Origin of the sequence: Intestinimonas sp. RTP31139st1_F5_RTP31139_211217, from assembly GCF_040226735.1 — a bacterium.
GTDB lineage: Bacteria > Bacillota > Clostridia > Oscillospirales > Oscillospiraceae > Intestinimonas > Intestinimonas butyriciproducens.
On record NZ_JBCOAQ010000007.1, the window covers coordinates 32,936 to 56,357 of the forward strand.

25 protein-coding genes are annotated in these 23,422 nt (G+C 54.2%); 22 read left to right on the forward strand and 3 right to left on the reverse strand.

What is annotated here, in order from left to right; translation table 11 throughout:
* Positions 1-145 precede the first annotated feature (145 nt).
* The 3 genes from ABUA09_RS07090 (at position 146) to ABUA09_RS07100 (ending at position 1,968) form a co-directional block, all read left to right on the forward strand.
* Entirely contained in the window at positions 146-1,141 is a 996-nt protein-coding gene (locus ABUA09_RS07090) for a DUF6744 family protein (protein WP_009259465.1), read from the forward strand.
* A gap of 23 nt (positions 1,142-1,164) precedes the next feature.
* Complete coding sequence (locus ABUA09_RS07095) at positions 1,165-1,581, forward strand: hypothetical protein (protein ID WP_009259464.1); 417 nt, start codon at positions 1,165-1,167, stop codon at positions 1,579-1,581.
* Positions 1,582-1,659: 78 nt separating this feature from the next.
* Positions 1,660-1,968, forward strand: coding sequence for a hypothetical protein (locus ABUA09_RS07100; RefSeq protein ID WP_009259463.1), 309 nt, complete (start codon positions 1,660-1,662; stop codon positions 1,966-1,968).
* A gap of 117 nt (positions 1,969-2,085) precedes the next feature.
* Here ABUA09_RS07100 and ABUA09_RS07105 read toward each other — a convergent pair whose 3' ends face one another.
* Entirely contained in the window at positions 2,086-2,421 is a 336-nt protein-coding gene (locus tag ABUA09_RS07105) for a helix-turn-helix domain-containing protein (RefSeq protein ID WP_009259462.1), read from the reverse strand.
* A 187-nt stretch (positions 2,422-2,608) separates the two neighbouring features.
* On the opposite strand from ABUA09_RS07105, the gene ABUA09_RS07110 reads away from it, so the two are divergent.
* The 19 genes from ABUA09_RS07110 to ABUA09_RS07200 all read left to right on the forward strand — a co-directional run bounded on the left by ABUA09_RS07110 (position 2,609) and on the right by ABUA09_RS07200 (position 21,518).
* Complete coding sequence (locus tag ABUA09_RS07110; protein WP_009259461.1) at positions 2,609-2,956, forward strand: hypothetical protein; 348 nt, start codon at positions 2,609-2,611, stop codon at positions 2,954-2,956.
* 121 nt (positions 2,957-3,077) lie between these two features.
* Complete coding sequence (locus ABUA09_RS07115) at positions 3,078-4,070, forward strand: helix-turn-helix transcriptional regulator (protein ID WP_009259460.1); 993 nt, start codon at positions 3,078-3,080, stop codon at positions 4,068-4,070.
* Between the two features lie 130 nt (positions 4,071-4,200).
* Complete coding sequence (locus ABUA09_RS07120) at positions 4,201-4,821, forward strand: MptD family putative ECF transporter S component (protein WP_009259459.1); 621 nt, start codon at positions 4,201-4,203, stop codon at positions 4,819-4,821.
* Positions 4,818-5,522, forward strand: coding sequence for an energy-coupling factor transporter transmembrane component T family protein (locus ABUA09_RS07125; protein ID WP_009259458.1), 705 nt, complete (start codon positions 4,818-4,820; stop codon positions 5,520-5,522). Before ABUA09_RS07120 ends, ABUA09_RS07125 begins: the two co-directional genes overlap by 4 nt.
* A 12-nt stretch (positions 5,523-5,534) precedes the next feature.
* Positions 5,535-7,037 carry an ABC transporter ATP-binding protein gene (locus ABUA09_RS07130; RefSeq protein ID WP_009259457.1) on the forward strand — a complete coding sequence of 501 codons (1,503 nt, stop codon included), beginning with the start codon at positions 5,535-5,537 and terminating at the stop codon, positions 7,035-7,037.
* 12 nt (positions 7,038-7,049) lie between these two features.
* On the forward strand, positions 7,050-8,867 hold the full coding sequence (locus tag ABUA09_RS07135) for an ABC transporter ATP-binding protein (protein ID WP_009259456.1): 1,818 nt from the start codon (positions 7,050-7,052) through the stop codon (positions 8,865-8,867).
* Positions 8,864-10,597, forward strand: a complete 1,734-nt coding sequence (locus ABUA09_RS07140; protein WP_009259455.1) for an ABC transporter ATP-binding protein — start codon at positions 8,864-8,866, stop codon at positions 10,595-10,597. Before ABUA09_RS07135 ends, ABUA09_RS07140 begins: the two co-directional genes overlap by 4 nt.
* 15 nt (positions 10,598-10,612) lie before the next feature.
* Positions 10,613-10,978, forward strand: a complete 366-nt coding sequence (locus ABUA09_RS07145; protein ID WP_024723492.1) for a metal-dependent transcriptional regulator — start codon at positions 10,613-10,615, stop codon at positions 10,976-10,978.
* A 34-nt stretch (positions 10,979-11,012) separates the two neighbouring features.
* On the forward strand, positions 11,013-11,423 hold the full coding sequence (locus tag ABUA09_RS07150) for a winged helix-turn-helix domain-containing protein (protein ID WP_009259453.1): 411 nt from the start codon (positions 11,013-11,015) through the stop codon (positions 11,421-11,423).
* Positions 11,424-11,665: 242 nt separating this feature from the next.
* Positions 11,666-12,271: an MptD family putative ECF transporter S component gene (locus ABUA09_RS07155; RefSeq protein ID WP_024723491.1), complete on the forward strand. Its 606-nt coding sequence runs from the start codon at positions 11,666-11,668 to the stop codon at positions 12,269-12,271.
* A gap of 1 nt (position 12,272) precedes the next feature.
* Entirely contained in the window at positions 12,273-12,938 is a 666-nt protein-coding gene (locus tag ABUA09_RS07160; protein WP_034565448.1) for an energy-coupling factor transporter transmembrane component T, read from the forward strand.
* 14 nt (positions 12,939-12,952) lie between these two features.
* Positions 12,953-14,335: an ABC transporter ATP-binding protein gene (locus tag ABUA09_RS07165; protein ID WP_009259449.1), complete on the forward strand. Its 1,383-nt coding sequence runs from the start codon at positions 12,953-12,955 to the stop codon at positions 14,333-14,335.
* Positions 14,336-14,346: 11 nt separating this feature from the next.
* Positions 14,347-15,297, forward strand: coding sequence for an AraC family transcriptional regulator (locus ABUA09_RS07170; RefSeq protein ID WP_009259448.1), 951 nt, complete (start codon positions 14,347-14,349; stop codon positions 15,295-15,297).
* Between the two features lie 123 nt (positions 15,298-15,420).
* Positions 15,421-17,190: an ABC transporter ATP-binding protein gene (locus tag ABUA09_RS07175; RefSeq protein WP_009259447.1), complete on the forward strand. Its 1,770-nt coding sequence runs from the start codon at positions 15,421-15,423 to the stop codon at positions 17,188-17,190.
* Position 17,191: 1 nt separating this feature from the next.
* A complete protein-coding gene (locus tag ABUA09_RS07180; RefSeq protein ID WP_009259446.1) occupies positions 17,192-18,940 on the forward strand; it encodes an ABC transporter ATP-binding protein in 1,749 nt (582 codons plus the stop codon).
* Complete coding sequence (locus tag ABUA09_RS07185; RefSeq protein ID WP_009259445.1) at positions 18,937-19,341, forward strand: metal-dependent transcriptional regulator; 405 nt, start codon at positions 18,937-18,939, stop codon at positions 19,339-19,341. The genes ABUA09_RS07180 and ABUA09_RS07185 overlap by 4 nt, the downstream gene beginning before the upstream one ends.
* A gap of 358 nt (positions 19,342-19,699) precedes the next feature.
* Complete coding sequence (locus tag ABUA09_RS07190; protein ID WP_009259444.1) at positions 19,700-20,269, forward strand: response regulator transcription factor; 570 nt, start codon at positions 19,700-19,702, stop codon at positions 20,267-20,269.
* 320 nt (positions 20,270-20,589) lie between these two features.
* Positions 20,590-21,099: a hypothetical protein gene (locus tag ABUA09_RS07195; protein ID WP_009259443.1), complete on the forward strand. Its 510-nt coding sequence runs from the start codon at positions 20,590-20,592 to the stop codon at positions 21,097-21,099.
* Positions 21,096-21,518, forward strand: coding sequence for a DUF6075 family protein (locus ABUA09_RS07200; protein WP_009259442.1), 423 nt, complete (start codon positions 21,096-21,098; stop codon positions 21,516-21,518). Before ABUA09_RS07195 ends, ABUA09_RS07200 begins: the two co-directional genes overlap by 4 nt.
* A 79-nt stretch (positions 21,519-21,597) precedes the next feature.
* Here ABUA09_RS07200 and ABUA09_RS07205 read toward each other — a convergent pair whose 3' ends face one another.
* On the reverse strand, positions 21,598-22,824 hold the full coding sequence (locus ABUA09_RS07205) for a HipA domain-containing protein (RefSeq protein ID WP_009259441.1): 1,227 nt from the start codon (positions 22,822-22,824) through the stop codon (positions 21,598-21,600).
* 168 nt (positions 22,825-22,992) lie between these two features.
* Entirely contained in the window at positions 22,993-23,421 is a 429-nt protein-coding gene (locus ABUA09_RS07210) for a hypothetical protein (RefSeq protein WP_009259440.1), read from the reverse strand.
* Between the last annotated feature and the right edge of the window lies 1 nt (position 23,422).

Below are 23,422 nucleotides of genomic sequence, written 5' to 3' on the forward strand. Positions count from 1 at the left end.
TGCTGCTGGTGTGGAGCTCCGGCAGAGTTTTCCACATACCGGACGATTTATGTGGACACGGAATACGAACAGGCAAGCCGGTACTTTGAGTGTGCGGCCTGCCATCAAAAGGCAACCAAAGATTTGATTTCGGAGGTAAAAAACAATGTTGAACAATGAGAAAACCATCCGCTTTGAAGACTTTGCCGCCGTTTCTCAGGACGGCGGAGATGTTTTGGGAAAGGTGCTGTACTATTCACTTTCCAGCATCCTGATCGACCGGGACGAGTTGGAAAGCCTGTGTGACGCCGTAGGATTTCCCAAGGGCAGGAGCAATCGGACTGCCATGGGGGACGCTTTTCGTTCCGCCACCGGCGATATTTACGAGCGCCGGGTAGTGAAAACCGACAGCGGCCCACAGATCTTCAAGGTGTACTGCCGGGATAACAAAGGTGGAAACGCCTCTGTGATCTCCCGTGAGCTGGTCAAGGAGACCGTGCATGAGGACACCAATGAATACCGCAAGCTGGCCAACATCACCTTCAATAAGACCAGCAAGCTGTTTTCCTATGATAATCTTGTCTCCGATCCGTTCATCGACCCGCTTCCGTACTGTATGGAGGCGCAGAGGCTTTTTGAACTCTACCAGAACTGCGCCGGCCGGCGGCAGATTGAAACCCTACTGGAGAACTATGTGGACTCTATGCAGGCCGTCAAAATAGGCCGGGGGCATTTCTTTTTCGTTCCCCGGGACTTTGCCGCCAGATTGCAGGTGTTTGAGGACTTTGTGGAGATGCTGGAGGAGCATAACCAGCTCAAGCGTCCCGACCGTGATCCGCTGGAGGTCAACAGCATTTATGTTGTAGACGACGCCAAACAGCGCAAGAAGATGACTGCCGCCTTCTATCGGTCTGTCCGCAGGGAGATTGCCGAGTATGAGGAGCGCGTCACCCACCTGATCCAGAGCGGAAGCCAGAGCCCCAAGATCATGGATCGCTGGGTCATGCGCATCCAGGGCCTGGAGGAGAAGAAGCGGAATTATGAGAATATTCTAAAGCGCGAGCTTACCGACCTGGACGAGGAGTTTACCTCTCTCCGCTACCTGTCGGACGAGCTTCGGATCAGAGCGGCAGGGCTCCGCGTCCATCAAAAGGCCGCTTAAAATACCTGGAATGGAGGAGCAAGATGAACAAGGAAAAGAAGGATAGGCCGAGCATCGAAGCCCCCCAAGCAGTCAAGCATCCAGATAAGCACCCGCCGTGTTACCGTTCGGAAACACGCAATCCCTATCCGCTCTGCCTGGGATGGGGAATGAAAGCCTGTGCCCATTGCTGCCTTTGGACAGACTATGATTCCGATGAGGACGAAAGCCGTGTAAACCTTCCGCTCTCCCTGGCGCAGCTTCAGGAGATGGACGGCACTCCCGCCTGGTGGGAGTGCGGACCAGAATACAGCTGCTGGGGTATTATTGCCGTGGACAGTAGCGGGCGTTGGGAGGGCATCCCCTTCTTTCAGGGACGATGGCGTGAAGTCAATTTTGTGTATAACATCGAAGCACGCAACATGGAGATCTACCGCCATCCGCCCTATGAGGAAACCTGATAAACCGCGTCCCCGCTTTTCTGGCGGAACAAGTTCGGGACGCCGCATAAAAAACAAACCGGAGAGGAGCACCTTGATATGACCTACCAAGGGAAAGAAGTTTTTACCTCGGACGATTTCGACTATGCCGCCGCAAAGCCTGGAGACTATGTAGAGGAGGCCGTGGTGGATGCGGCGATGAACTGCCTGCCGCCCATCTGCATGAGCAGCGCCTGCGCGCAAATGGGGGACCCCTATGGTATGCGCCAGGACCCTACAACTGGGGCATGGAGATCCACCTACGCCACATTCAAGCGTTGTCTGGATGTCTCCGGTATCTGGGAGTATTGTGGACATTGTTTTTCGGGCGAGACCGTAGAGCGCGGGACGCCGCCACCCAATATGTAACACACCAAATTAAGTAAAGAGCCAATCAACGCTCCGGCCGCAGGCGCGGCCAATGAAAAAAGCCCGAGGGGATACGCCGCATAGCGTACCCCTCGGGCACTTTTATTGAGAGACGGCTTACTGCTCCGCTCCACCCTCCCGCAGAGGAAGGGAAAGGCGCTGGATCATGGCCAGTGCCAGGGCCGCATCCTGTTCGCTCAACTTCCGGATGGCGTCAATGGCTTTTTGCACGGTGGGAGACTCAACATTCTCCTCGTCAAAGAACTCAGACAGGCTCATATTGAAATAATCCGCGATATTAAATAGCTCCTGTGTTGATGGCTTGGACTTTCCGGAGGTAATGCTCTGGATATAGCTTTTGCTGTGGCCCAGCTCCAGCGACATCTGATATTCTGAGATATTCCGAGCCATCCGGAGTTGAGTAATACGCTTTGCGATATAGCTTTCCTCCAACAGGTATCACCTCTTTATGTTGATGATACCCGATTATTCAAAAACAATGTTCGCTGGCAGCGTGATTATATTTTGGTATTAGGCCGCTGTCACTTGTTATTTACCGCTTATACTTGTATAATTTTATTTATATCATTCCGCTGTAATCGGTAGAGTTGATACTGCCGAGCGAAATAGGAAAGGGAGCATGACCATGAAGCAGCGTTCTGAGGTTGCGGCTGACCGGGCCGCTTCGTACTTGAGGGAAATGGGAATACGCCCCTCCAGCAAGGCCTATCAATACTTGCTCTTTGCTTTGACTCAGTTACAATGCGGGACCCCGTTTCAAAACTCGATCTGGGAGCTAACGGCGATCCACTTCGGACAAAAGCGGGAAAATGTGCTGGCGTGCGTGCGGCGTGAGATTGCCCATGCTTTCCGTATGGCACCGGATCGTTTCTCGAATGAGCGCGTCGGCGATGTCCCAGCACGGCCGCCTCAGAGTATGGCCTTCCTGCGGCTAGGGCTCTATATGATAAACAGAGTTGTATATTAAGTTTGCGGTCATTTTGCGGCCCAAGTTTTAATCTGAATGTATCTTGACGGAACTTGTGAAATAGCGTACATTGATGATTAGCGAAAGCTAACCCTTCTGCTTATAGAGGTGAAACAGAGTTATGACGCAAAGAAGTATTTATCAGAATTTGGACCCGACTCTAAATGGCTACCATCCTGACTGGTATGATAAAAACGCAAAATTGATAAGCCGTAAGCCGGGTTGTTCCGTCATTTCCTATCAGTGTAATGGTACTGGGATTTTATATGATTACTCCATATTTCCGGGTATCGACCTGATTTTCATGGATTTCAACTGTTCAGATATTTTTGATGAGCCGAATGAAATGCGAAATGTGTTGGAAATTCGGCATTATCAAGAAGGCCGGGTTGAATTTGAGTTTGAGGGTGACAAAGTGTTTCACCTGCAGCAGGATGAATTTTGTGTAAACGGTATGCTGAATATGCCGGCTCGGTACTCATTCCCATTTGACTATTGTAGTGGACTGAGCTTGGTGCTCGATAAAAATTCAATGACGGAAGTGACCAGATCTCAGCTCGCCCTCTTCCAGATTGATATTTCTGTTTTGGAGGAGGACTTAGACACAGCCCATCAATGGTATATTTGTAAAACACCTCCCTCCATGTGTCATGTGTTTGAGGAGTTGTATGCGGCCAAAGAGCATGAAACTTCCCAATACTTTCGCATCAAAGTATTGGAACTGCTCTACCACGCCACAAAACTGCGCAAGGAAGATCGTGTAGCCGCCACTTATTATGCCCGAGAACATATTGAAATTGTGAAGCGAGTTCGTAAAGCTATGCTTAAGGATTTAAGCCGCAGTACTCCGCTGGAGCAATTCCTACGAGGTGAGGCAATCAGTACCGTTACATTCCAGACCATTTTCAAGCAAATATATGGGCGTAGCCCATATGCTTATTTGAAACATTACCGGATGAATAGTGCCGCAGTTCAACTTCGAGAGAGTAATGAGTCCATCAATCAAATCGCACTCTCACTGGGATACAGCAACGCCAGCAAGTTTGCCCGCGCTTTCCGGGATGTGTTCGGGGTGCTTCCCAAGGATTACCGGACTGCGCAAAAAGCCATTTAGTTTTCGGGCTATTTTCGACCCTGCATTTATGAAATGGAGTAGAGAACAAAAATCGGTTCTTGTATAATAAATCCGTTGGTTAGACGCAGCTAACCAACGGATTTATATTTTTACAGGAGGGTCGTTCAATATGGAGAAATCAGTTCCAAGCGCAAAGAAAAAGTTTAGCATACGCGATATCATGACAATAGCCGCTATGATGGTGATTTGTTTTATCATCATGATGGTAATGAGTTCGCTTACACTCCCTTTCCCACTCGTATATCTGTATGGCTCAGCCGGAATTGACGGTTTCATCTGCGCAGTCTTTTTCCTGGTGGCTGCTAACCGCGTCAATAAGCATGGTCTTCTTTTTGCCTGGGCGGGTATCTACGGCCTGATCCAAGGCGTCATGGGCTACATGTTCCTCTTCCCGTATTTCCTGGCGGTAGGACTTATTGCAGAACTCTCCATGCTTGGTAAAGACACCTACCGCAACCCGCTCCGAACTCGTATCGGCTGGACGATTAACTGCGTGGGTAACTTTGTCGGCTGTGCTGTTCCCCTCTGGTGGGCATGGGACAGCTATACGGCAATGGCTCTGGAGAGTGGATTTACCTCTGAAACCTTAGAAATGCAGATGGCTATGGTAACTTCCCCGGCCCTGATGCTGCTGGGAGCGGCAATTACCGCTGTACTTACTTTCCTCGGGACATTGTTTGGTCAGCGCCTATTGCGGAAGCACTTCCAAAAAGCCGGTATTGTGGGATGAACAGAACAGGTACGACACAAAAGCGAATCGAGCAGGTAGATGGGCGGACGGTCTTATTTTTGACCGTCTGCTCCTGCCTGGTCAGTTTTCTAACCACAGACCTGATTGGCCATGCGGTGTTCACTTTCTGGCTACTCTTGATTCTCTGTTATTTTGGGCTATATAAGCAGGGGATCGGCTGTTATACAGTCTATTTGGTAACCGTTGTTGGCCTATATTTGGAGACAAAATACAGCATATCATTTCCATCTCCGCTTTTGCTGAGCATGATCTACAAGCTGCTCCTTCCCGCTATGCCAGCATATCTGCTTTTCCGTATTCCCTCCGGCAAGCTCACGGCCAGTCTGCGGAAACTGCCTATCCCAGCCAAGGCTATGCTGGTCCTGGTCGTCATGCTACGCTTTGCTCCGACGATCATCCTGGAGTTCGGAGAAGTTCGGGAGGCTATGAAAATCCGAGGCTTTCTTCGGTCGGTACCTACGGTCCTGCGGCACCCATTGAATACGCTGGAATATGCAATCGTGCCTATGGTATTCCGCTCTCTAAAAATTGCGGATGAGCTCTCCGCCTCGGCTATTGTCCGCGGCATTGAGAGTCCTTACAAAAAGCAAAGTTACTATGTCAGCCGCATCTCACCGCTGGACGCGTTCCTCATGTTGGTCAGCACTGCAGCTGGAATCGTATGCTGCGTTCTGCTGTAAAGGGGTATCACAATGGGAAAAGAAATCGCAATTCGGGATCTTACATTTTCTTATAGTGGTCGGGGCGATCAGATCAGTCATGTTACACTGGACATTCGCGCTGGGGAAGTAATCGTACTGACTGGCCCATCCGGAAGCGGAAAAAGCTCTTTGACCCGTGTAATCAATGGGTTGATCCCCTATTTCTATGAGGGGGAGCTGAGCGGGCAAATCCGTGTAGGGGATAAACCTTTGGAGGAAATCCACTCCTGGGAACGCGGGAAGCTGGTAGGTAATGTGTTCCAAGACCCCCGGAGTCAATTTTTTGCCAATGAGGTAGCCGGAGAAATCGCTTTCGGCTGTGAAAATTACGGATATACCCATGAGGAAATCCAGTCCCATGTACTCCAGGCAGCCCAGTACAATAAAATTGAGGACCTTTTGGATCACAGCCTGCACACACTGTCCTATGGAATGCGGCAAAAGGTAGCCATCGCCTCCGCTCAGGCCATTGAGCCGGAGATCTATGTCATGGACGAGCCTTCCGCAAATCTGGACATCGAATCCACCTACCGCTTCGGGGATATTATCCGCAATCTGAAGGCACAGGGAAAAACCATTGTAATCGCAGAGCACCGCTTGTACTATCTCATGGATGTTGCGGACCGATTTTTCTGTATTCAGCACGGTGCGATTGTGCGAGAGTTCTCAAGGGAAGAAATGAAGAGCCTCCCATCGGCAGAAGTGCATACGCTTGGCTTGCGGACGCCGGACCTCTATCAAATGGCGTTTCAGCAGATGCCATCGGCCGCCACAGACGAAGTAGTGCTGGAGACGCAGGGGCTCCATAAAGCCTTTGATGGCACGGTGGTGGCTGAACACTTGGATTTTGTCTGCCACAGAGGAGAAATCGTCGGTATCATCGGGCCGAACGGCACAGGGAAAAGTACATTTGGGCGCATCTTTGCCGGCCTTTTGAAGGAAAACTCCGGTGAGGTATTCCTGTTTGGTCATAAGACCCGGCCAAGAGAGCGGATGGGCAAAGTATGGTACATTCCACAGGATTTAGACAGTCAGTTATTTGGAGAAGACCTTGTTGATGAATTGACCACTGGGGCACCTACGGATGAGAAGCGCAACGCACGAGCCCGGACAATTCTCAAAGCCCTGGAACTGGAGGAGTATGCCGAGCAGCACCCGGCCACCCTATCCGGTGGGCAGAAACAACGACTGGCTTTGGGGGTAGCCTTGATGCACGACGCGCCTATTATTATTCTTGATGAGCCTACCAGCGGACTGGATGGCGCCAATATGCGCAATGTGAGCCAAATCATCCGCAAGCTGGCCGGAATGGGGCGTACCATTCTGGTAATCACCCACGACGCAGAATGTGCGCTCTCTTGTTGTGACCGGGCTATCCGCCTGGAAAACGGCGCAATCACGGACGACTTTCCTATCCACTCCGTAGATATTCTTTTGGACAAAATTGGGTATCAGAGCTGTGGCCAAAGAGGCGTTTGTTATTCTGGCACATAAGGAGGTGCTTTTATGGCACAGGAAGAAACGCGCAAGAAAAAAACCGGTATGGCTCGGTGTCTGGAATTGGCATCACAACATAAGGGCCTTGTTTTTATCTCAGGCATTCTTGCCGCAGCAGCCGCAGTGTGCTCTTTCCTACCGTATCTTTCTATCTATTTTATAATGCGGGAACTAATCGGAGTTTTTCCCGATATGGCGAACGCAAATATGAGCGTTGTTCTCCGATATGGCTGGATGGCTCTCGGGGGGATTGCCGGAAATGTAATCCTTTATTTCTGCGCGTTGATGTGTTCCCATCTGGCGGCTTTCGGAACGCTTTATGAGCTGAAGCTGGCCTTTGCGAACCATATTACGGAAATCCCTTTAGGGTATCATCTGACCATTGGCAGCGGTCGGATGAGGAAGATTATGGACGAGAACATTGAGAGCATTGAAAAATTTATCGCGCATCAGTTCCCGGATTTTGTTGCTTCTCTGGTGGCCCCACTCGCCCTGGTAATTCTTCTGCTGGCCATTGACTGGCGGTATGGTATCGTTTCTCTTTTTGGAATTATCTTGGCCTTTGTGGTGCAATTCCTTGGTTTTAATGGGAGTGCCAAAGAAAAAATGCACCACTATCAGACCGCGCAGGAAGATATGAACAATGCTTCGGTAGAATATGTCCGTGGTATGCCGGAAATCAAAGCATTTAATCAAACCGCAGATTCTTTTCGCCGTCTAAGCAAATCCATCACTGATTATACTTCTTTTGTGCTGGAGTACGCTATGGGCTGGCAAAATTGTATGCCGGGGTTTACGACAATCATCCATAATATTTACCTGCTCTTGATTCCGGTAGGGATATTTATTGGCATGGGAGCCGAGGACTATCGTACTTATTCCTTGACCTTTATTTTTTATCTTGTCTTGGCTCCCGCTATTTCGGGCGTACTTAATAAGATCATGTATATTTCAGAGTCTTTCACACAAATTGACGGAAATGTGGAACGCATGGAAGAGGTATTGAGCATCCCCGTTCTGCAAAATCAAGATGTGGGGGCCAGAGAGCAGGGGCATAGCATTGAGTTCGACCATGTTTCATTCTCTTACGATACGGGCACTTCGGTTAAAGCCCTCAACGATGTATCTTTCATAGCCAGACAGGGCGAAGTAACGGCCATTGTTGGTCCTTCTGGTGGCGGAAAGAGCACGATTGCCAATCTGATTTCTCGCTTCTGGGATGTGACAGAAGGATGTATTCGTATTGGCGGAGTAGACATCCGCAAAATACCACAGGCGGAGCTTATGCGGCAGGTCAGTTTCGTCTTTCAAGATACTTTCTTGTTCAAGCAGAGCATTTTGGATAATATTCGGATGGGTAATCCGACCGCCTCAGAAGCGCAGGTGATTGAGGCAGCAAAGGCAGCACAATGTCACGACTTTATAGAAAAACTGCCAGACGGTTACCATACTATGATTGGTGCGTCTGGCATTCGGCTCTCCGGTGGTGAGCGGCAACGCATCGCGATTGCCAGGGCGATTATCAAGGACGCTCCCATTATTGTGTTAGATGAGGCAACTGCTTTCAGTGACCCAGAAAACGAGTATCTGATTCAAAAAGCATTTGAAAAACTAATACAAAATAAAACGGTTATCATGATTGCCCATCGGTTATCAACGATCCGAAATGCAGATCAGATACTTGTGATGGAGCACGGACAGCTGATTGAGCAAGGGACTCACGATACCTTGATGGAACGGCAAGGGAAGTACACACAAATGTGGAATAGTTACATGGAGTCTATCAGCTGGAAGATCCGCGCAGGAAAAGGGGGTGCAATCGAATGAAATTTCTGAAAGAAAAATTGCTGTTGTCCGAGAAAGGCTACTCTGATTTGAAAAAAGCCATCGTCGCCTGCACCCTGACCAATATTGCACTTCTACTTCCTGCCGGCGTAACAACTTTGCTGTTTTGGCAATTACTAAATCCCTTTTATGGGAAAGACATTTCCTGGGGGAATATGTGGGGATTACTGATTGTCGGCATCATAGCTTCACTTCTGGTCTTCCTTGCAGCAAGAAATGATTACCGAAAAACCTATTTGGCGTCCTATAAGGAGGCCAGCAATACACGACTGCGAATCGCAGAACATTTGCGTAAGCTCCCTATGAGTTTCTTTAATTCGAGGGACCTGTCTGATATAACCACCAATATGATGGCCGACTGTGCGAGCATGGAGTCCATGCTGAGCAGCACCATTCCACCATTGATTGCCAATGTGATCTCTGTTACTCTTACCTGTGTTTGTCTGGCCTTTTTCGACTGGAGAATGGCTCTGGCATTGTTTGCTACCATGCCTATTACATTCCTGATTATTTGGGCCGGGCGCAACTTGCAGATACGCATGTTTGACCGGCAGGTAGGTATTAAGCTGGAAGCGTCAAGTCAAATTCAGGAGTATTTGGAGGGTATCAAGATCATCAAGTCCTGCGGGTTGAGCGGTGAAAGGTTTTCTACTTTGAATCGCGCACTTTTAGCCATGAAAAAGGTCGCAATTCAAGCGGAACTCGTTTCTGGTGTGTTGGTACAATCCGCCGCCTTAATTTTGCAGGCCAGTTTGGGCATCGCCATTTTCGTGGGTACAGTGCTTATTACGGGCGGACAAATCGAATTACTCCCATTGCTTGTTCTTTTGATGTTCTCCACTCAACTCTATGGCCCTATCCTTGCCATTCTTTCTCAACTCACCTCCCTCTTCCATTTAGGGACAGTCACAAAACGGATGCGTATGCTTCTAACGACTCCCGCGATGGAGGGAAACGAGCAGGATGTTCACACATACGATATTGAATTAAAGAATGTTACCTTTGCGTATGCTAAGGAAGATGTTATCAAGGATGTCTCGCTGAAAATCCCGTCGGGGAGTATCACCGCACTGGTTGGCCCGTCCGGCAGCGGAAAAAGTACCATCTCCAAGCTGATTGCCCGCTTTTGGGATGTTCAGAAGGGCTCAATTACTATCGGTGGAGAAAATATAAAAAACATCGAGCCTGAGCATTTGATGAAAAGCATATCTTTTGTATTCCAGGATGTTACTCTTTTCAACGATACGGTATATAACAATATTCGCGTCGGCAACATGGCCGCAACAGAGGAGCAGGTTATGGCCGCTGCAAAAGCGGCCTACTGTGACGAATTTGTAATGCGGCTTTCGGATGGATACCAAACCGTTCTCGGTGAAAATGGAAGCACCCTTTCTGGCGGAGAGCGCCAGCGTATTTCGATTGCCCGCGCTCTTCTGAAAGACGCCCCTATTATTTTGCTGGACGAGGCGACCGCATCCCTTGATCCTGAAAATGAGGTGCTGATCCAGCGGGCTATCGCCCGATTGGTCGAGGGGAAAACCGTCATTATGATTGCTCACCGTCTGCGTACCGTAGTGGATGCCGACCAAATCTTTGTACTGGAAAACGGGAAACTTGTAGAGCGAGGAACGCACGACGAACTAATTGCCCATAAGGGACTGTACGAAAAGTTATATCATATCCAGCAGGAAAGTCTTGACTGGGTAGTTTAAGGGGTGGTGGTTTCGATAAAATTACGAGCATCCGGTGAGGACTATCTGGAGGCCGTGCTGGTGCTCCAAAAGGAAAAAGGCATGGTGCGCTCCGTGGATGTGGCTCGGCACCTTGATGTATCAAAACCCAGCGTGTGTCATGCGGTCTCCACTTTGAAAGCGGGTGGTTTTCTCACCATGGACGAAAATTCTTTCTTGTTCCTGACGGATGTGGGCCGGGAGGTAGCCGAGCAGACCTATGAGAAACACTGCTTCTTTACTCGCCAGCTTGTCGCAGCCGGGGTCGATCCCCAGACCGCGGAACGGGAGGCCTGCCGGATGGAGCACACCATCAGCCAGCGGTCCTTTGAATTGTTAAAAGGGGCGGTGGAGCCGGAATGAACGGTGGAAAATCAGAAGAAGAGGTGGTCCCCGCATGGGGAAGCTGCTGATTTTATCCATTACAGATGGAGAGGAACAGCTCCTGGACAAGCTCAAGGACTTCCTGGCGGAAGCGCCTGGAATTGAAATCGTGGAGCCGCCCGCCACGAAGCACACCCTCACCTTTCCCGGCCTGGAGCTGCACCTGCGCAAGCAGACGGTAAAGTGGCGGGGCCGCTCCCTGCACCTCACGCATCTGGAGTTCTTTACGCTGGCCTACCTGGCCCGGCGCCCTGGCTGGGTCTTCACGCAGGAACAGATCTACGAGGCCGTATGGCACGAGTTCCCGGAGCATTGCGGCGCGGCCGTGGCCAACATCATCAGCCAGCTCCGCCGGAAGATGGGGCCGGGCAACCCCATCCGCACGGTACCCCACAGCGGCTATAAGTTCGAGCTGCCTCCATAACCTGAGAAGCCTTTTCCGAAAAAACGCAGTTATCCTCTATGGGTAACTGCGTTTTTCTATCTGAGTCAAGATCACAATAGCCCGCCGCTTTCACAAAAGTCTGTCCAAACAGAGCATAATCGTCTATATGGAGCGGACAGAACGATTTCTTTTCGCTAAAATAATGCAATGTTGAGGGACGCATGGCGTCCAATTCTTTATTCAAACGGTTAGCATTATCTAACCAAGAAGGAGTGTGTGCTATGTCTGGATCAAACAGCCGCCGCGGAATGGGCGGCAGGGATGTCATCACCGTGGGAATCTTCTCCGCCATCTACTTTGCCATAAACTTTGCCTTTATGCTCCTGGGCGGGCTACACCCGCTGCTATGGATTTTGATGCCGGGCTTTATCGCCCTGTTCACCGGCATCCCACACCTGATGATGTGCGCCAAGGTGCAGAAGGTGGGTTCAGTCCTGCTGATGGGCCTTATCACCGGGCTGATCTACTTCGTCACCGGCCAGTTCACCCCGGTAATCCTGGTCTCCTTTGTCATTGCCTGCGGCCTGGGGGAACTGGTCCGTGGCTGTACCCATTATACCAGCATCCGGGGAAACCTTGTGTCCTTCGTCCTGTTCTCCCTGGGCATGGTGGGCTCTCCGCTGCCCATCTGGCTGATGCGGGAGGACTTCCTGCGGCAGATCACGGAACAGGGGATGCCCGCAGACTATGTGAACACCCTGGCGGCACTGTCGTCCAGCTCCATGCTGGTGGTGCTGTTCCTGGCCCCTGTTGTGGGCGCGATCATTGGCGGCTTTATCGCCCGGGCCATGTTCCGCAAGCACTTTGAAAAGGCAGGCCTTGTCTGAGATGGAGCGGCGCATCTTTGACCCACGGGCCGGCCTGTGGCTTCTGGTGGCCGCCAATATCATCGCCTTCCGCCCCCATACCCTGTGGCTGGAGCTGGCACTGGTCGGCCTGCTGCTGCTCCTGATGGCTGCCCACGGGAAGTATTCCATGGCGGTCAAATGGGCGGTGGGCTATTGTGCCCTACTGCTCTTTCAGCAGTACATCCTGCCCGCCTCTCCCAAGATTATCGCCACCAGCTTTACCATTTTTGCCACCTACGCCCGCCGGATGTTTCCGTGCCTGATGACCGGATCGCTGATGCTGAAATGTACGCCTCTGCGGTATTTCATCGTGGGACTGCGCCAGCTCCGTGTTCCCCAGCGGCTGATCGTGGCCGTCTCGGTGACTCTGCGATACTTCCCCGCTATCCGGGAGGAGATGGGCTATATCCGGGACGCCATGAAGTTGCGGGATGTCCGGGGGCTGGCCCGACTGGAGGGCACGGTGATACCTCTGATGGTGTCCGCCACCGAGACGGCGGAGGAGCTCTCCGCAGCGGCGGTGACCCGGGGAATTGAGGACCCCGCGCCTAAGACAAGCGCCGTCTTCCTGCGGCTGTCCCCGGTGGACCTGGCCGGGATGGCGGCGGGCCTTGTGTTGCTGGCGCTGTCATTTGTGGTACAATAAGGAGGACCCTCGGAATGATCTCATTTGAGTATGTTTCCTTTGGTTATGACGGCTCCCGGGAGACCCTGGCCGGCCTGAACGCCGCCATCCGGCCGGGCGAATGTGTCCTGCTGTGCGGTGCCTCCGGCTGTGGAAAGACTACGGTGACCAAGCTCATCAACGGCCTGATCCCGGCCTTTACCCCCGGCTGCCGCCTGGAGGGACGGGTGGAGGTGGACGGCCTGGACCCCGCCAAGACGCCCATGCACCAGCTGGCCCGAAAGGTGGGATCGGTATTCCAGAATCCCAAGTCCCAGTTTTTCAATCTGGACACGGACAGCGAGCTGGCCTTTGGGCTGGAGAACGCAGGATGCCCGCCGGAAGAGATCCATGCCCGGGTGGCGGAGACCGTGGAGGCCCTTGGGCTGGAGAGCCTCTGCGGGCAGAGCATCTTCTCGCTCTCTGGTGGACAAAAGCAGCTGCTGGCCTTTGGCTCGGTCTACGCCATGGGCCCGGACATCTTTGTGCTGGACGAGCCAACCGCCAATCTGGATCAGGAGGCCATCGCCCGCCTTCACGACGAGATCGCCGGTCTGAAGCGGCAGGGGCGCACGGTGGTCATTGCCGAACACCGACTCTACTTTCTTACCGACCTGATCGACCAGGCATGGTATATCAGGCAGGGGAGCCTGTCCCGGCGCTTCACCCGTGAGGAGTTTCAGCGGCTGACTGATGAGGAACGGGAGAGGCTGGGCCTGCGCACGCTGTCATCGGCCCCCTGTACCCTGCCACCGGCGAAGCCGGCCGGGTCCGGGGAAGGCCTCTCTGTGGAGGGGCTGACCTGCGCCTTTCAGAAAAGAGAGGCGGTGTTCCGTGAGCTGTCCTTTTCCGTCCGGCCGGGTGAGGTAGTGGCTGTCACCGGGCCCAACGGCGTGGGTAAGACCACGCTCTCCCGCTGTCTGTGCGGGCTGCTGCGGGAGCAGGCAGGGACTGTCCGGCTTCACGGCCGCCCCCTGGGACGCAAGGAGCGGCAGCGGGCAGCCTTCTGCGTGATGCAGGATGTAAACCACCAGCTCTTTTCGGACAGCGTGTGGGGTGAGTGTCGAATATCCGCCCCGGATGCACCGGACGAAAAAATCGCCGAGGTGCTGGATCGCCTTCAACTGCTGTCCTTTCGGGAGCGGCACCCCATGGCGCTCTCTGGCGGACAGAAACAGCGGCTGGCGGTGGCCACCGCGCTGCTGTCGGAAAAGCCGGTGCTGATTTTTGACGAGCCCACCAGCGGCCTGGATTATGCCCGGATGGTGGAGGTGTCCGGCGTGATCCGGGATCTGGCCCGACAGGGCCGCATCGTGCTGGTGGTAACACATGACCAGGAGTTTTTGCAGCAGGCTTGTGACCGGGTCCTGCATCTGTAAGGAGGGGAACTATGCTGGAGCAGATGATAGCGGGAAATGGCTTTCCAAAAGTGGTGGTGGAAAATGATCATTGCCGGGTCTTTCAGATGATGGGCGGCACCGGGGATGGGAGCATGACCCAGTACGACCTGTACCCCGGGATCACTTTGATGTATAACGACTTCCACATGGAGGATTACGACTCCGACCTGACCATTACCGGAGATCTGCTGTGCATCGACTATTGCCGCCAGGGACGGATGGAGTACCCGGCGGGACCGGATGCTTATTCCTATGTGGAAGCGGGGGACCTGAAGCTGGACCGGCGGCTGGAGCACCGGGGGCACTTTGTCTTTCCACTTTCCCACTATCACGGGATCACGGTGGGGCTGGAGCTGCCTCGGGCAGCCCAGGCCCTGGCCGAATGGGTGCGGGACTTTCCGGTGGACCTGTACCGCCTCCGAGACAAATACTGCTCCGGCCCCCACCCCAAGGTACTCCACGGGGCCCCTTCGCTGGATCATATCTTCCAGGAGCTCTATGCCGTACCGGAACAGATCAAGCTCCCCTATTTCCGCATCAAGACGCTGGAACTGCTCCTCTATCTGGATGCCCTGGAACTGCCCGCGGAGTCGGAGAAGCCCTACTTCTACAAGACGCAGGTGGAGAAAATGAAAGCGATTCACCGCCTGCTGACCGGGGATCTGGAGCGTCACTACACCATCACTGAGCTGTCCCGGCGCTTTTCCATCCCGACCACGGCCTTGAAAGAGTGCTTCAAATCGGTCTACGGCCAGCCCATCAACACCTATATGCGGTGCCTGCGCATGGACCGGGCGGCCCTCCTGCTCCGGCAGGAGCCCCATGCCGGCGTGGCGGAGATCGCCGGCCGGGTAGGGTATGACAGCGCCAGCAAATTTGCCGCCGCGTTCAAGGCGGTAAAGGGTAAAACGCCCCTGGAATACCGCCGGGAGGGACAATAAATTCTTCTGTCCAAACGGGACAGGATCGGCGGAGCGGAGCGGAAAAGAGCTTTTTTATCAGTTACAATGGCTGCGGTTAGCGAAAGCAAATCGCAGTCATTTCTTTTGAGAGGAGTCTTGCCGATGAAAGAACGGACCTGGCTGAGCATCCTGCTCTCCTATGCCGGACCCTGCCGGGGCAAAATGGCCGCCTCGGTGGCCCTGGCGGTGGTCAGCGTGGCAGGAGGCTTTGTGCCGTATCTGGGAGTCTATCAAATCCTGCGGCTGTTTGTGGAGCGTCGGGCGGGCCTGGAGGGCATCCTGCTGTGGTGTGGGGTGTGCCTGGCAGGCTACGCCGTCAAGGTGGCGGGCTATGCCCTGTCCACCATGCTGGCCCATGTATCCGCCTATACCATTCTGGAGGGCCTTCGCCTCCAGGTGGCAGATCAGCTCATGAGGGCGCCCCTGGGCGAGGTGGAATCCCGGCCCATCGGGGCCATGAAGAGCACCATCGTGGACCGCATCGAGGATGTGGAGCCGCCCCTGGCCCACATGATCCCAGAGCTGAGCTCTAACCTGCTTCTGCCCCTGGCGGTCGTCATCGCCATGTTCGCCATCGACTGGCGGATGGGCCTGGCCTTGCTGGTGACCATCCCAGTGGCCCTGGTCCCCATGGCGGCGGGGATGCGGTCCTACAACAAGAACTATGCCGCCTATATGGCGGCCAACAACCATGTCAACAGCGTCATCGTGGAATATGTGGAGGGCATCCAGGTGGTCAAGGCCTTCAGCCAGGGGGAGCGATCCTACGCCAAGTTCGCCCAGGCTGTGAGCTCTTTCCGGGACTTTACCCTGAACTGGTTCCGCTGCACCTGGGCCTCCATGAATCTGTGCCTGTCCATCCTGCCCACCACCCTGCTGGGGACCCTCCCGGTGGGCATCTATCTTTACCAGACCGGGGTGCTGGACCCAGCTCAGGTGACGCTCTGCCTGATGATGGCCCTGGGCATCGTCTCCCCGCTCATGAGAGCTACCGCATTCATCAACTCCATGAAGAGTATGCAGTTTGCGGTGAAGGACACCCGGGAGCTGCTGGACCTGCCCCAGCTCTCTCAGGCGAAGCAGGAGGCGGATCTGGACGGCAGCGGCATCCGGTTTCGGAATGTGGCCTTTTCCTATGGCGGGACGGGGGGCGCGGAGGTGCTCCATGACCTGGAGCTGCACATCCCCCAGGGGAGCTTCACCGCCCTGGTAGGGCCCTCAGGAGGCGGCAAGTCCACCATCGCCCGGCTGGCTGCCCGCTTCTGGGATGTGACGGCCGGCTCCATCACCCTGGGTGGGCGGGACATCCGGGAAATGCCTCTGAAACAGCTCTCCCAGGCCATCAGCTTCGTCACCCAGGACAACTTCCTCTTTGACTGCTCTCTCAAGGAGAACATCCGCCTGGGAAAGCCGGACGCCTCGGACGAGGAGGTGCTGGCGGCGGCCAGGGCGGCCCAGTGTGAGGAGTTTCTGGCCCGACTGGACCGGGGCTGGGACACCCCGGCGGGAGAGGCGGGCAGACAGCTCTCCGGCGGGGAGCGCCAGCGTATCGCCATCGCCCGCGCCATTTTGAAGGACGCCCCCATTGTGATTTTGGACGAAGCCACCGCGTTTACCGATCCGGAAAATGAGGACAAAATCCAGAGCTCGATCATGGCCCTCTCCAAAGGGAAGACCCTGCTGGTCATCGCCCACCGCCTGAGCACCATCCAGAACGCGGATCAGATCGTGGTGCTGGAAAAGGGGCATATCGTGGACCAGGGCACCCAGGCGGAGCTGCTCCGCCGCTGCCTGCTTTACCAGAAGCTGTGGCAGGCCCACATCGGAGCCCAAGGCTGGGCAGTTACATCGGGCGCAAAGGAGGGACAGTGAGATGTTTCACAGTGTAGGACGGATCATGCGGTGGGCCGGAGCCTACCGGAAACGAATGGTGCTGGGCTTCGTGTGCTCCTTCTTCGCCACCTGGTGCACCGCCGGGCCGGTGGTGCTGGCGGCTTGGGCGCTGGGACAGCTGATTGTGGACGCCTGGGGAGAGGAGCGCCTGTCTCCGCACCTTCCCTGGCTGTGCCTGGGCGGGATCGTGGTGCTGATTCTTCTGCGGTTTTTCTTCACCTACTGGAAAAACCGGCTTCAGGAGAGTATCGGCACGGAACGGGCGGCAGAGCAGCGGATGGAGCTGGGGAATGTGCTCAAGCGGGTGTCCCTGGGGTACTTCGCCAAAAACGACCTGGGAGACATTTTGGCAGCCCTCACCACCGAACTGAGCACCCTGGAGCTCCAGAGCATGAAAATGGTGGATGCGGTGGTGAACGGCTATATCCAAGTGGCCGTGATCCTGCTGTGTGTGGCGTTTTTCTGCCCGCCTGCCGCGCTGGCGGCGCTGATCGGTGTGCTGGTGTCCGCCTTTGCTCTGCGGGGGATCGGCCGCCAGAGCGCCCGCACCGCCCCGGTGAGCCACCGGGCTCAGGAGGCGCTGTCCGGGGCGGCCATTGAGTACATTCACGGTCTGCCGGTGGTCAAGTCCTTCGGCCAGGATGGCGTTTCTGTCCAGCGGTTTCGGGAGGCCTGCCGGGCAAACAAGGCCATCCGCATCAAAAATGAGTTCGGCTTTGTCCCCTGGAACTGTCTGCACCTGTTTGCTCTGCGGGCGGCTTCCGTGGGGCTGGTGCTCACCGCCGGCTGGCAGGCCCTGGCCGGCGCCCTTCCCCTCCAGTATTTCCTGATGATCGCCCTGTTCTCCTTTACCATCTTCGGCAGTGTGGAGGCCATCAACGATGCGGCCCACATCCTGTCGGTGACGGACTCGGTGCTGGACCGTCTGGAGGAGCTGGAGCAAACCGATTTCATTGACAAGGGAGGAAAGGAGGTCGTGCCGGAGCGCTTCGATGTGGCCCTGAGCCATGTGTCCTTCGGCTACGGCGGCCGCGAGGTGCTCCACGATGTATCCTTTACCGCCCCCCAGGGGACCACTACCGCCATCGTTGGCCCCTCCGGCTCCGGAAAGAGTACCATCTGCAATTTGGTTGCCCGGTTTTATGATGTGAATGCCGGCTCTGTCTCCGTGGGCGGACACGATGTGCGGGAGTTTACCTGCGAGAGCTTGCTGAGAAACATCTCCATGGTGTTCCAAACGGTGTATCTGTTCCATGACACGGTGGAGAACAACATCAAGTTCGGCTGCCCGGACGCCACCCATGAACAGGTGGTGGCCGCTGCCAAGGCCGCCTGCTGCCACGATTTCATCTCTGCCCTGCCGAACGGCTATGATACCGTGATTGGAGAGGGCGGCTCCACCCTCTCCGGCGGGGAGAAACAGCGCATTTCCATCGCCCGCGCCATGCTCAAAAACGCGCCTATCGTCATCCTTGATGAAGCGACCGCCAGCGTAGACCCGGAGAATGAGCACCTGATTCAGCAGGCTCTGTCCGCTTTGACAAAGGGGAAAACCATCCTTACCATCGCCCATCGGCTGGCCACCATCCAGAGCGCGGACCAGATCCTGGTGGTGGAGGACGGCCGCATCGTTCAGCGGGGTACCCACGACGAGCTCATGGCCCAGGGCGGGCTTTACCGGCGATTCATTGAGATCCGGGAACAGGCCGAGGGCTGGAGACTGGCATGAGGGAGAACAGCAAGCGACAGCATCCCGCATCCTTACACGCTTCAGGCGAGGACTATCTGGAAGCCATCCTGATCCTTCATATGAAAAAGGGCACGGTGCGCTCCGTGGATGTGGCCCGACACCTGGGAGTTTCCAAGCCCAGCGTGTGCCATGCGGTGGCGTTGCTAAAGGACGGCGGTTTTCTCACCATGGATGAGGATTTCTCCCTATGCCTGACGGATGTGGGCCGGGAGGTCGCGGAGAGCATCTACGAGCGCCATTGTTTTTTTACAGAGAAGCTGATTGCCGCAGGGGTTGACCCCAAGGTGGCGGAAGCCGACGCCTGCAGGATTGAGCACATCATCAGCGCGGAGTCTTTTGAGCGGCTGAAAGAGGCGGCTAAAGGTATGAGGCAGGCGTAACGCCTCATTCTTTCGGCTCCTGAATAAGCACACTTAAAAGAAGCTGGAAAGGAACACCCCCTGCTTTGGCAGGGGGTGTTCCTTAATTGAAGCTGTTCAACCGTGCTCCGGCATTATTCCCGGCATTTTGCTCGTGACGCAAGTACAGAAATTTATCAGAAATTAAACATAATTCAGGAGAGTATAATACATCCATTTTCCATAAAAAGGAGATGAAATTACGAGCAGCGTCATTTCAGGAAAGCGTATTCTACTAATTGAGGAAAGCCAAGCACAGGCGGAGAGCATCCGAGCCTTATTGAGGAAAAACGGGGTTGATCCTTGCATCGCCTTGACAATCCAAAACGCGGTCAGCCAAATGATGATCCGCACCTTTGATGTAGTGGCTCTGGACGCGGATACCGAGGATGCTGCCCGTCTGATTGGTTTGCTGCTGGATCTTCGGCACGCAAAGAATACGCTTCTACTTATGTTCCCAATCGGTAAATCTGATGTTCGGGCGGCTTTTATGAACCGAGGGTTTGATATGTGCCTTGCGGAAAACAGTCCCAAGGAGTGCTCTGCCGCTGTCTGTGCCCTGCTTCGCCGTCCGTCGGCCGATGAATACCCTACGGAGGCCGCACCGCCTGGCCGTATCATTTATAAAGATCTGATGATGGACCCCTTGCGCCAAAGGGTCACAATGCGCGGAAGTCAGCTCTCCTTTACAGCTCTGGAGTTCAAGCTCCTCTATTTCCTGGCCAGCAATCCCTCTATCGTCTTTTCCAGGGAACTGATCTATGAACGGGTCTGGAGGGAGAGCAGTCTCTACGGCAGTAAGAGCGTTAACGACCTGATCTGTTCTATACGAAAGAAGATGGGCCTGTCTCCTAAAGATACCGATTATATCAAGACAGTCAAGGGAGTCGGGTACTGTTTCGCTCCATAATGTCGAAATAACACATATTCCGCCGCAAATTCTCTTTTAAGTCCACTTTGGGAGCGTAAGGAAACCATGATGCACCGCTATTCTGTGGATAACGGCACAAGAACCCACATCGCGACGAAATTTGCTTTCAAAGCATGGAATGAGATGGGGGAATATGAATAGGTCTGCGCCTCCACTTTTCCACCATGGCAGGGCAACAGCTTGGTCTACCGCTATCCTATTCTCCGGTGCCAATTTTCTTGCCTTGGATAAGAATTCCTCGCATGATGTCTCCTTGTGCTGAAAAATTTTATTTCAGAAAGAAAGGCGGGGGGATCATCATGGAGCAAACGAAAATAAGAGAACAGGTAATTGATGACTTGAAGCAATATCCGGAGCTGAAGAAGAAAGTCATCTTGCTTCGCTATGAGCAGGAACACCCCGCCAAGATTTCAGACAGCGAGGTGATCGACAGCATGGCGCTTTCACGGCCGGTGAGCGACGGCATTCGACCGGCGGGATTTATCTCAGATAAGACCATGCGTATCGCCACACAGTTCCGGGACAAGAAAGACCGACTCAACCAAGAAACCATTATGGAGATCGCCCAGGAGCTTTATACCGTTGAACAACAGATCTCCAAGCTGGAGTTCTATGTCTCACAATTAGAAGAAAAACAGGCCGAAGTGATCCGAAAATATTATTTTGAGGGGAAAACTTGGGGAGAATTACAGCGGGAAATGCATCTGGCGCCGCGGACACTGCTCAAGCGCAGAGACGATGGCCTGGATGCGCTTGTGTCCATCTACTCTTACATAGGGCAGGTGAAAGGAGATCGAAGGAATACATGACGGTACATTTTTATGACGATGCGCACGAAGCGTTTTTCCGTGAGAAATTGGAGCGGGCCGCAGCATCCGGGCGTACTCCAGACAACTATTTTCGTTCTTTCCTCTATCTGTGCGGGCTGTGCCCAGATACCAGGAGCCACTTCCATCGTTTATTTGACTGGCGGGAGTGGTGTATCTGCCCGGAGGCGCTGGCTGACGGCTGGCAGACTGGTACGAGCAAAAGAATCACCAGGCTGGCATTTAACCTGTGGAACGGCTATGGGCAGGAGCAACCGGAGGATGAACGGGTCTCTGCGGCATTCCTGCCGGATGAGATATTCTGCTGTGGGTTTCAGTCCTGCTTCTTTGAGGCGGTGCGGCTCCGTTTCCCAGAATATGCGGACGCTGCCTCATCACTCCCATGTATGGGACCAGGCTAAATGATTTTTGTAAATAACCCATACTGTGTTTTACAGGCCGACAGCGCAAAGCTGCCGGCCTGTGTTCTTTGATCCGATATTATTGTTCGCTTTGGCCGCTGTAACGAATATCCTCCGTCACATCATGGCCTGTTCCCGGAACGGCATAGACGCCGCAGCGGGAGATCTCCTTGAGCGTTTCAATGCGCCAACGCAGGGCACGGGCCACAGCAATGCGGCGGGCTTCATCCAGGAACAGGGAGCCCTTGGTCAGCTCCATCCATTCCTCCTCGATACTGTCCAGCCTGGACAGGTCCAGCCAGTCAAAGGAAGATACCAGCTTGATCTGCTCCTCATGGCGGTCCTTGAACGGCTTGCAGGTGACCCGCCCGCTTCCCACCATGCCGGTGGGCTTGTCAAACCACAGGGATGTGCCGCTGTCGTAGATCGGGGCGGCGCCCAAATACTCCAGCGTCTCAGCGTTGCGTACCACGCCGAAGTTATTTTGGTGCCGGTCCTCGTTGACGATCAGGTAGTCCAGTACGATCATCCGGTCCACGGCCTCCCGGACGCCGGGAATACCAAGGGCTTCACAGCAGTCCATATAATGCTGATAGACCGAGACATGATTGGGCCGCTTTACCGTCTGCATGATATACCACGCTGGGATCAACTCGGTTTCCGGGGTGATAAAGTCCTCACATACGCTGTACGGGTAGTCCTCCTGGACCGTCAGCGTATAGGTCACATGGGGGATACCCAGACGCTCCATCACGGAACTGGCCAGCACCTCATTGTAGGGCTCCTGCTGGGTGGCGCCGCTTCCGCCCTTCATCAGGCACCGGCGCTCATCCAGAATGGCCCACTTTTTCTTCAGCCAACCGTCCGAGGTGTTGTCCGGGGACATCAGGCTTACCCGGCCGCTGGATGAGCCGCGGCCGAGCAGGATATTGCCCACATCATCGGAAAAGGCGTTTTGAAAGAAGTTTACCTCCTCCCAGCGCACGCCGCTGGATGTCGGGCAGATCCAATATTGGTCGGACAGGCTTAGCCCCAGGCATTTGTCCAGGAGCAGTTGTGTGGAGGCCAACTCCAACTCTCGCAGGGCATCCCGGATGCGGTCACGGCTGGCTGGAATGGCCCGGCCGGTCCACCATGTATTGAGGGCGCTCCTGTCAATGACTCCCTTTTTCACAGGGATACCTACCGGAACATGGAGCGCGTTATAAACATGGCCGACAGACCGGATCACACCGGTGTCCGTATCCAATTGGAGGTCGGCCACAGGTGTATTTTTGTGCATAAGAACATAGCGACTGTCTGCCATTTTGGTTTCACCTCTTTCTGCTTGATTATAGTAAGAAAAAAGGAACTTGCAACTTGCCGTTGAGTATGCGATGCGCCTCCAAGGGGCTTTTTATTTTTGAGAAAACAGCAGGACCGGCACCGGGCGGCAATTTGAACTCCCCGGTGCGCCGATCCTTCGCAAGATGAATCAGATCGTTTCCTCTAAAAGCCGCTCTTTGATGACGACGGTATTTCCATGCTTCCTTTTCCAGGAGAGTACGGGCCTGGTTTGTATTCCATGGGTACCCGTTCTGAAAACGATACGGCGCAGGACTGCATATTCCGGAATGGAGGGGGCAATCATGGCGACGGTAGTCTCAATCTGCTCAATGGCCTTGACCAGATCGGAGCCCTTCAATTCGATGTAGTAGGAAGTCTTTGCATCATCGTTCAAAAGGAGATAATCACAGCGCGGAGACATATCCCCCGCTGCGACCACCTCTCCATCCACCTTGAACTGCCGGATCATGTGCCTATTTTTGTTCTTGCCGACATGGGTACAGCGATTTTCCGCCGAAGTAAATACGGAGTGCTGTCCCGCCCGATGCGGCGTAAAATCATTGATGTTGCAGCACATA

What these genes read in the sequence shown, in the direction of transcription:
- ABUA09_RS07090 (WP_009259465.1), top strand. Translation starts at nt 146, where the DNA reads ATGTTGAACAATGAGAAAACCATCCGCTTTGAAGACTTTGCCGCCGTT.
- ABUA09_RS07095 (WP_009259464.1), top strand. Translation starts at nt 1,165, where the DNA reads ATGAACAAGGAAAAGAAGGATAGGCCGAGCATCGAAGCCCCCCAAGCA.
- ABUA09_RS07100 (WP_009259463.1), top strand. Translation starts at nt 1,660, where the DNA reads ATGACCTACCAAGGGAAAGAAGTTTTTACCTCGGACGATTTCGACTAT.
- ABUA09_RS07110 (WP_009259461.1), top strand. Translation starts at nt 2,609, where the DNA reads ATGACCATGAAGCAGCGTTCTGAGGTTGCGGCTGACCGGGCCGCTTCG.
- ABUA09_RS07115 (WP_009259460.1), top strand. Translation starts at nt 3,078, where the DNA reads ATGACGCAAAGAAGTATTTATCAGAATTTGGACCCGACTCTAAATGGC.
- ABUA09_RS07120 (WP_009259459.1), top strand. Translation starts at nt 4,201, where the DNA reads ATGGAGAAATCAGTTCCAAGCGCAAAGAAAAAGTTTAGCATACGCGAT.
- ABUA09_RS07125 (WP_009259458.1), top strand. Translation starts at nt 4,818, where the DNA reads ATGAACAGAACAGGTACGACACAAAAGCGAATCGAGCAGGTAGATGGG.
- ABUA09_RS07130 (WP_009259457.1), top strand. Translation starts at nt 5,535, where the DNA reads ATGGGAAAAGAAATCGCAATTCGGGATCTTACATTTTCTTATAGTGGT.
- ABUA09_RS07135 (WP_009259456.1), top strand. Translation starts at nt 7,050, where the DNA reads ATGGCACAGGAAGAAACGCGCAAGAAAAAAACCGGTATGGCTCGGTGT.
- ABUA09_RS07140 (WP_009259455.1), top strand. Translation starts at nt 8,864, where the DNA reads ATGAAATTTCTGAAAGAAAAATTGCTGTTGTCCGAGAAAGGCTACTCT.
- ABUA09_RS07150 (WP_009259453.1), top strand. Translation starts at nt 11,013, where the DNA reads ATGGGGAAGCTGCTGATTTTATCCATTACAGATGGAGAGGAACAGCTC.
- ABUA09_RS07155 (WP_024723491.1), top strand. Translation starts at nt 11,666, where the DNA reads ATGTCTGGATCAAACAGCCGCCGCGGAATGGGCGGCAGGGATGTCATC.
- ABUA09_RS07160 (WP_034565448.1), top strand. Translation starts at nt 12,273, where the DNA reads ATGGAGCGGCGCATCTTTGACCCACGGGCCGGCCTGTGGCTTCTGGTG.
- ABUA09_RS07165 (WP_009259449.1), top strand. Translation starts at nt 12,953, where the DNA reads ATGATCTCATTTGAGTATGTTTCCTTTGGTTATGACGGCTCCCGGGAG.
- ABUA09_RS07170 (WP_009259448.1), top strand. Translation starts at nt 14,347, where the DNA reads ATGCTGGAGCAGATGATAGCGGGAAATGGCTTTCCAAAAGTGGTGGTG.
- ABUA09_RS07175 (WP_009259447.1), top strand. Translation starts at nt 15,421, where the DNA reads ATGAAAGAACGGACCTGGCTGAGCATCCTGCTCTCCTATGCCGGACCC.
- ABUA09_RS07180 (WP_009259446.1), top strand. Translation starts at nt 17,192, where the DNA reads ATGTTTCACAGTGTAGGACGGATCATGCGGTGGGCCGGAGCCTACCGG.
- ABUA09_RS07185 (WP_009259445.1), top strand. Translation starts at nt 18,937, where the DNA reads ATGAGGGAGAACAGCAAGCGACAGCATCCCGCATCCTTACACGCTTCA.
- ABUA09_RS07190 (WP_009259444.1), top strand. Translation starts at nt 19,700, where the DNA reads ATGATGATCCGCACCTTTGATGTAGTGGCTCTGGACGCGGATACCGAG.
- ABUA09_RS07195 (WP_009259443.1), top strand. Translation starts at nt 20,590, where the DNA reads ATGGAGCAAACGAAAATAAGAGAACAGGTAATTGATGACTTGAAGCAA.
- ABUA09_RS07200 (WP_009259442.1), top strand. Translation starts at nt 21,096, where the DNA reads ATGACGGTACATTTTTATGACGATGCGCACGAAGCGTTTTTCCGTGAG.
- ABUA09_RS07205 (WP_009259441.1), bottom strand. Translation starts at nt 22,824, where the DNA reads ATGGCAGACAGTCGCTATGTTCTTATGCACAAAAATACACCTGTGGCC.
- ABUA09_RS07210 (WP_009259440.1), bottom strand. Translation starts at nt 23,421, where the DNA reads ATGTGCTGCAACATCAATGATTTTACGCCGCATCGGGCGGGACAGCAC.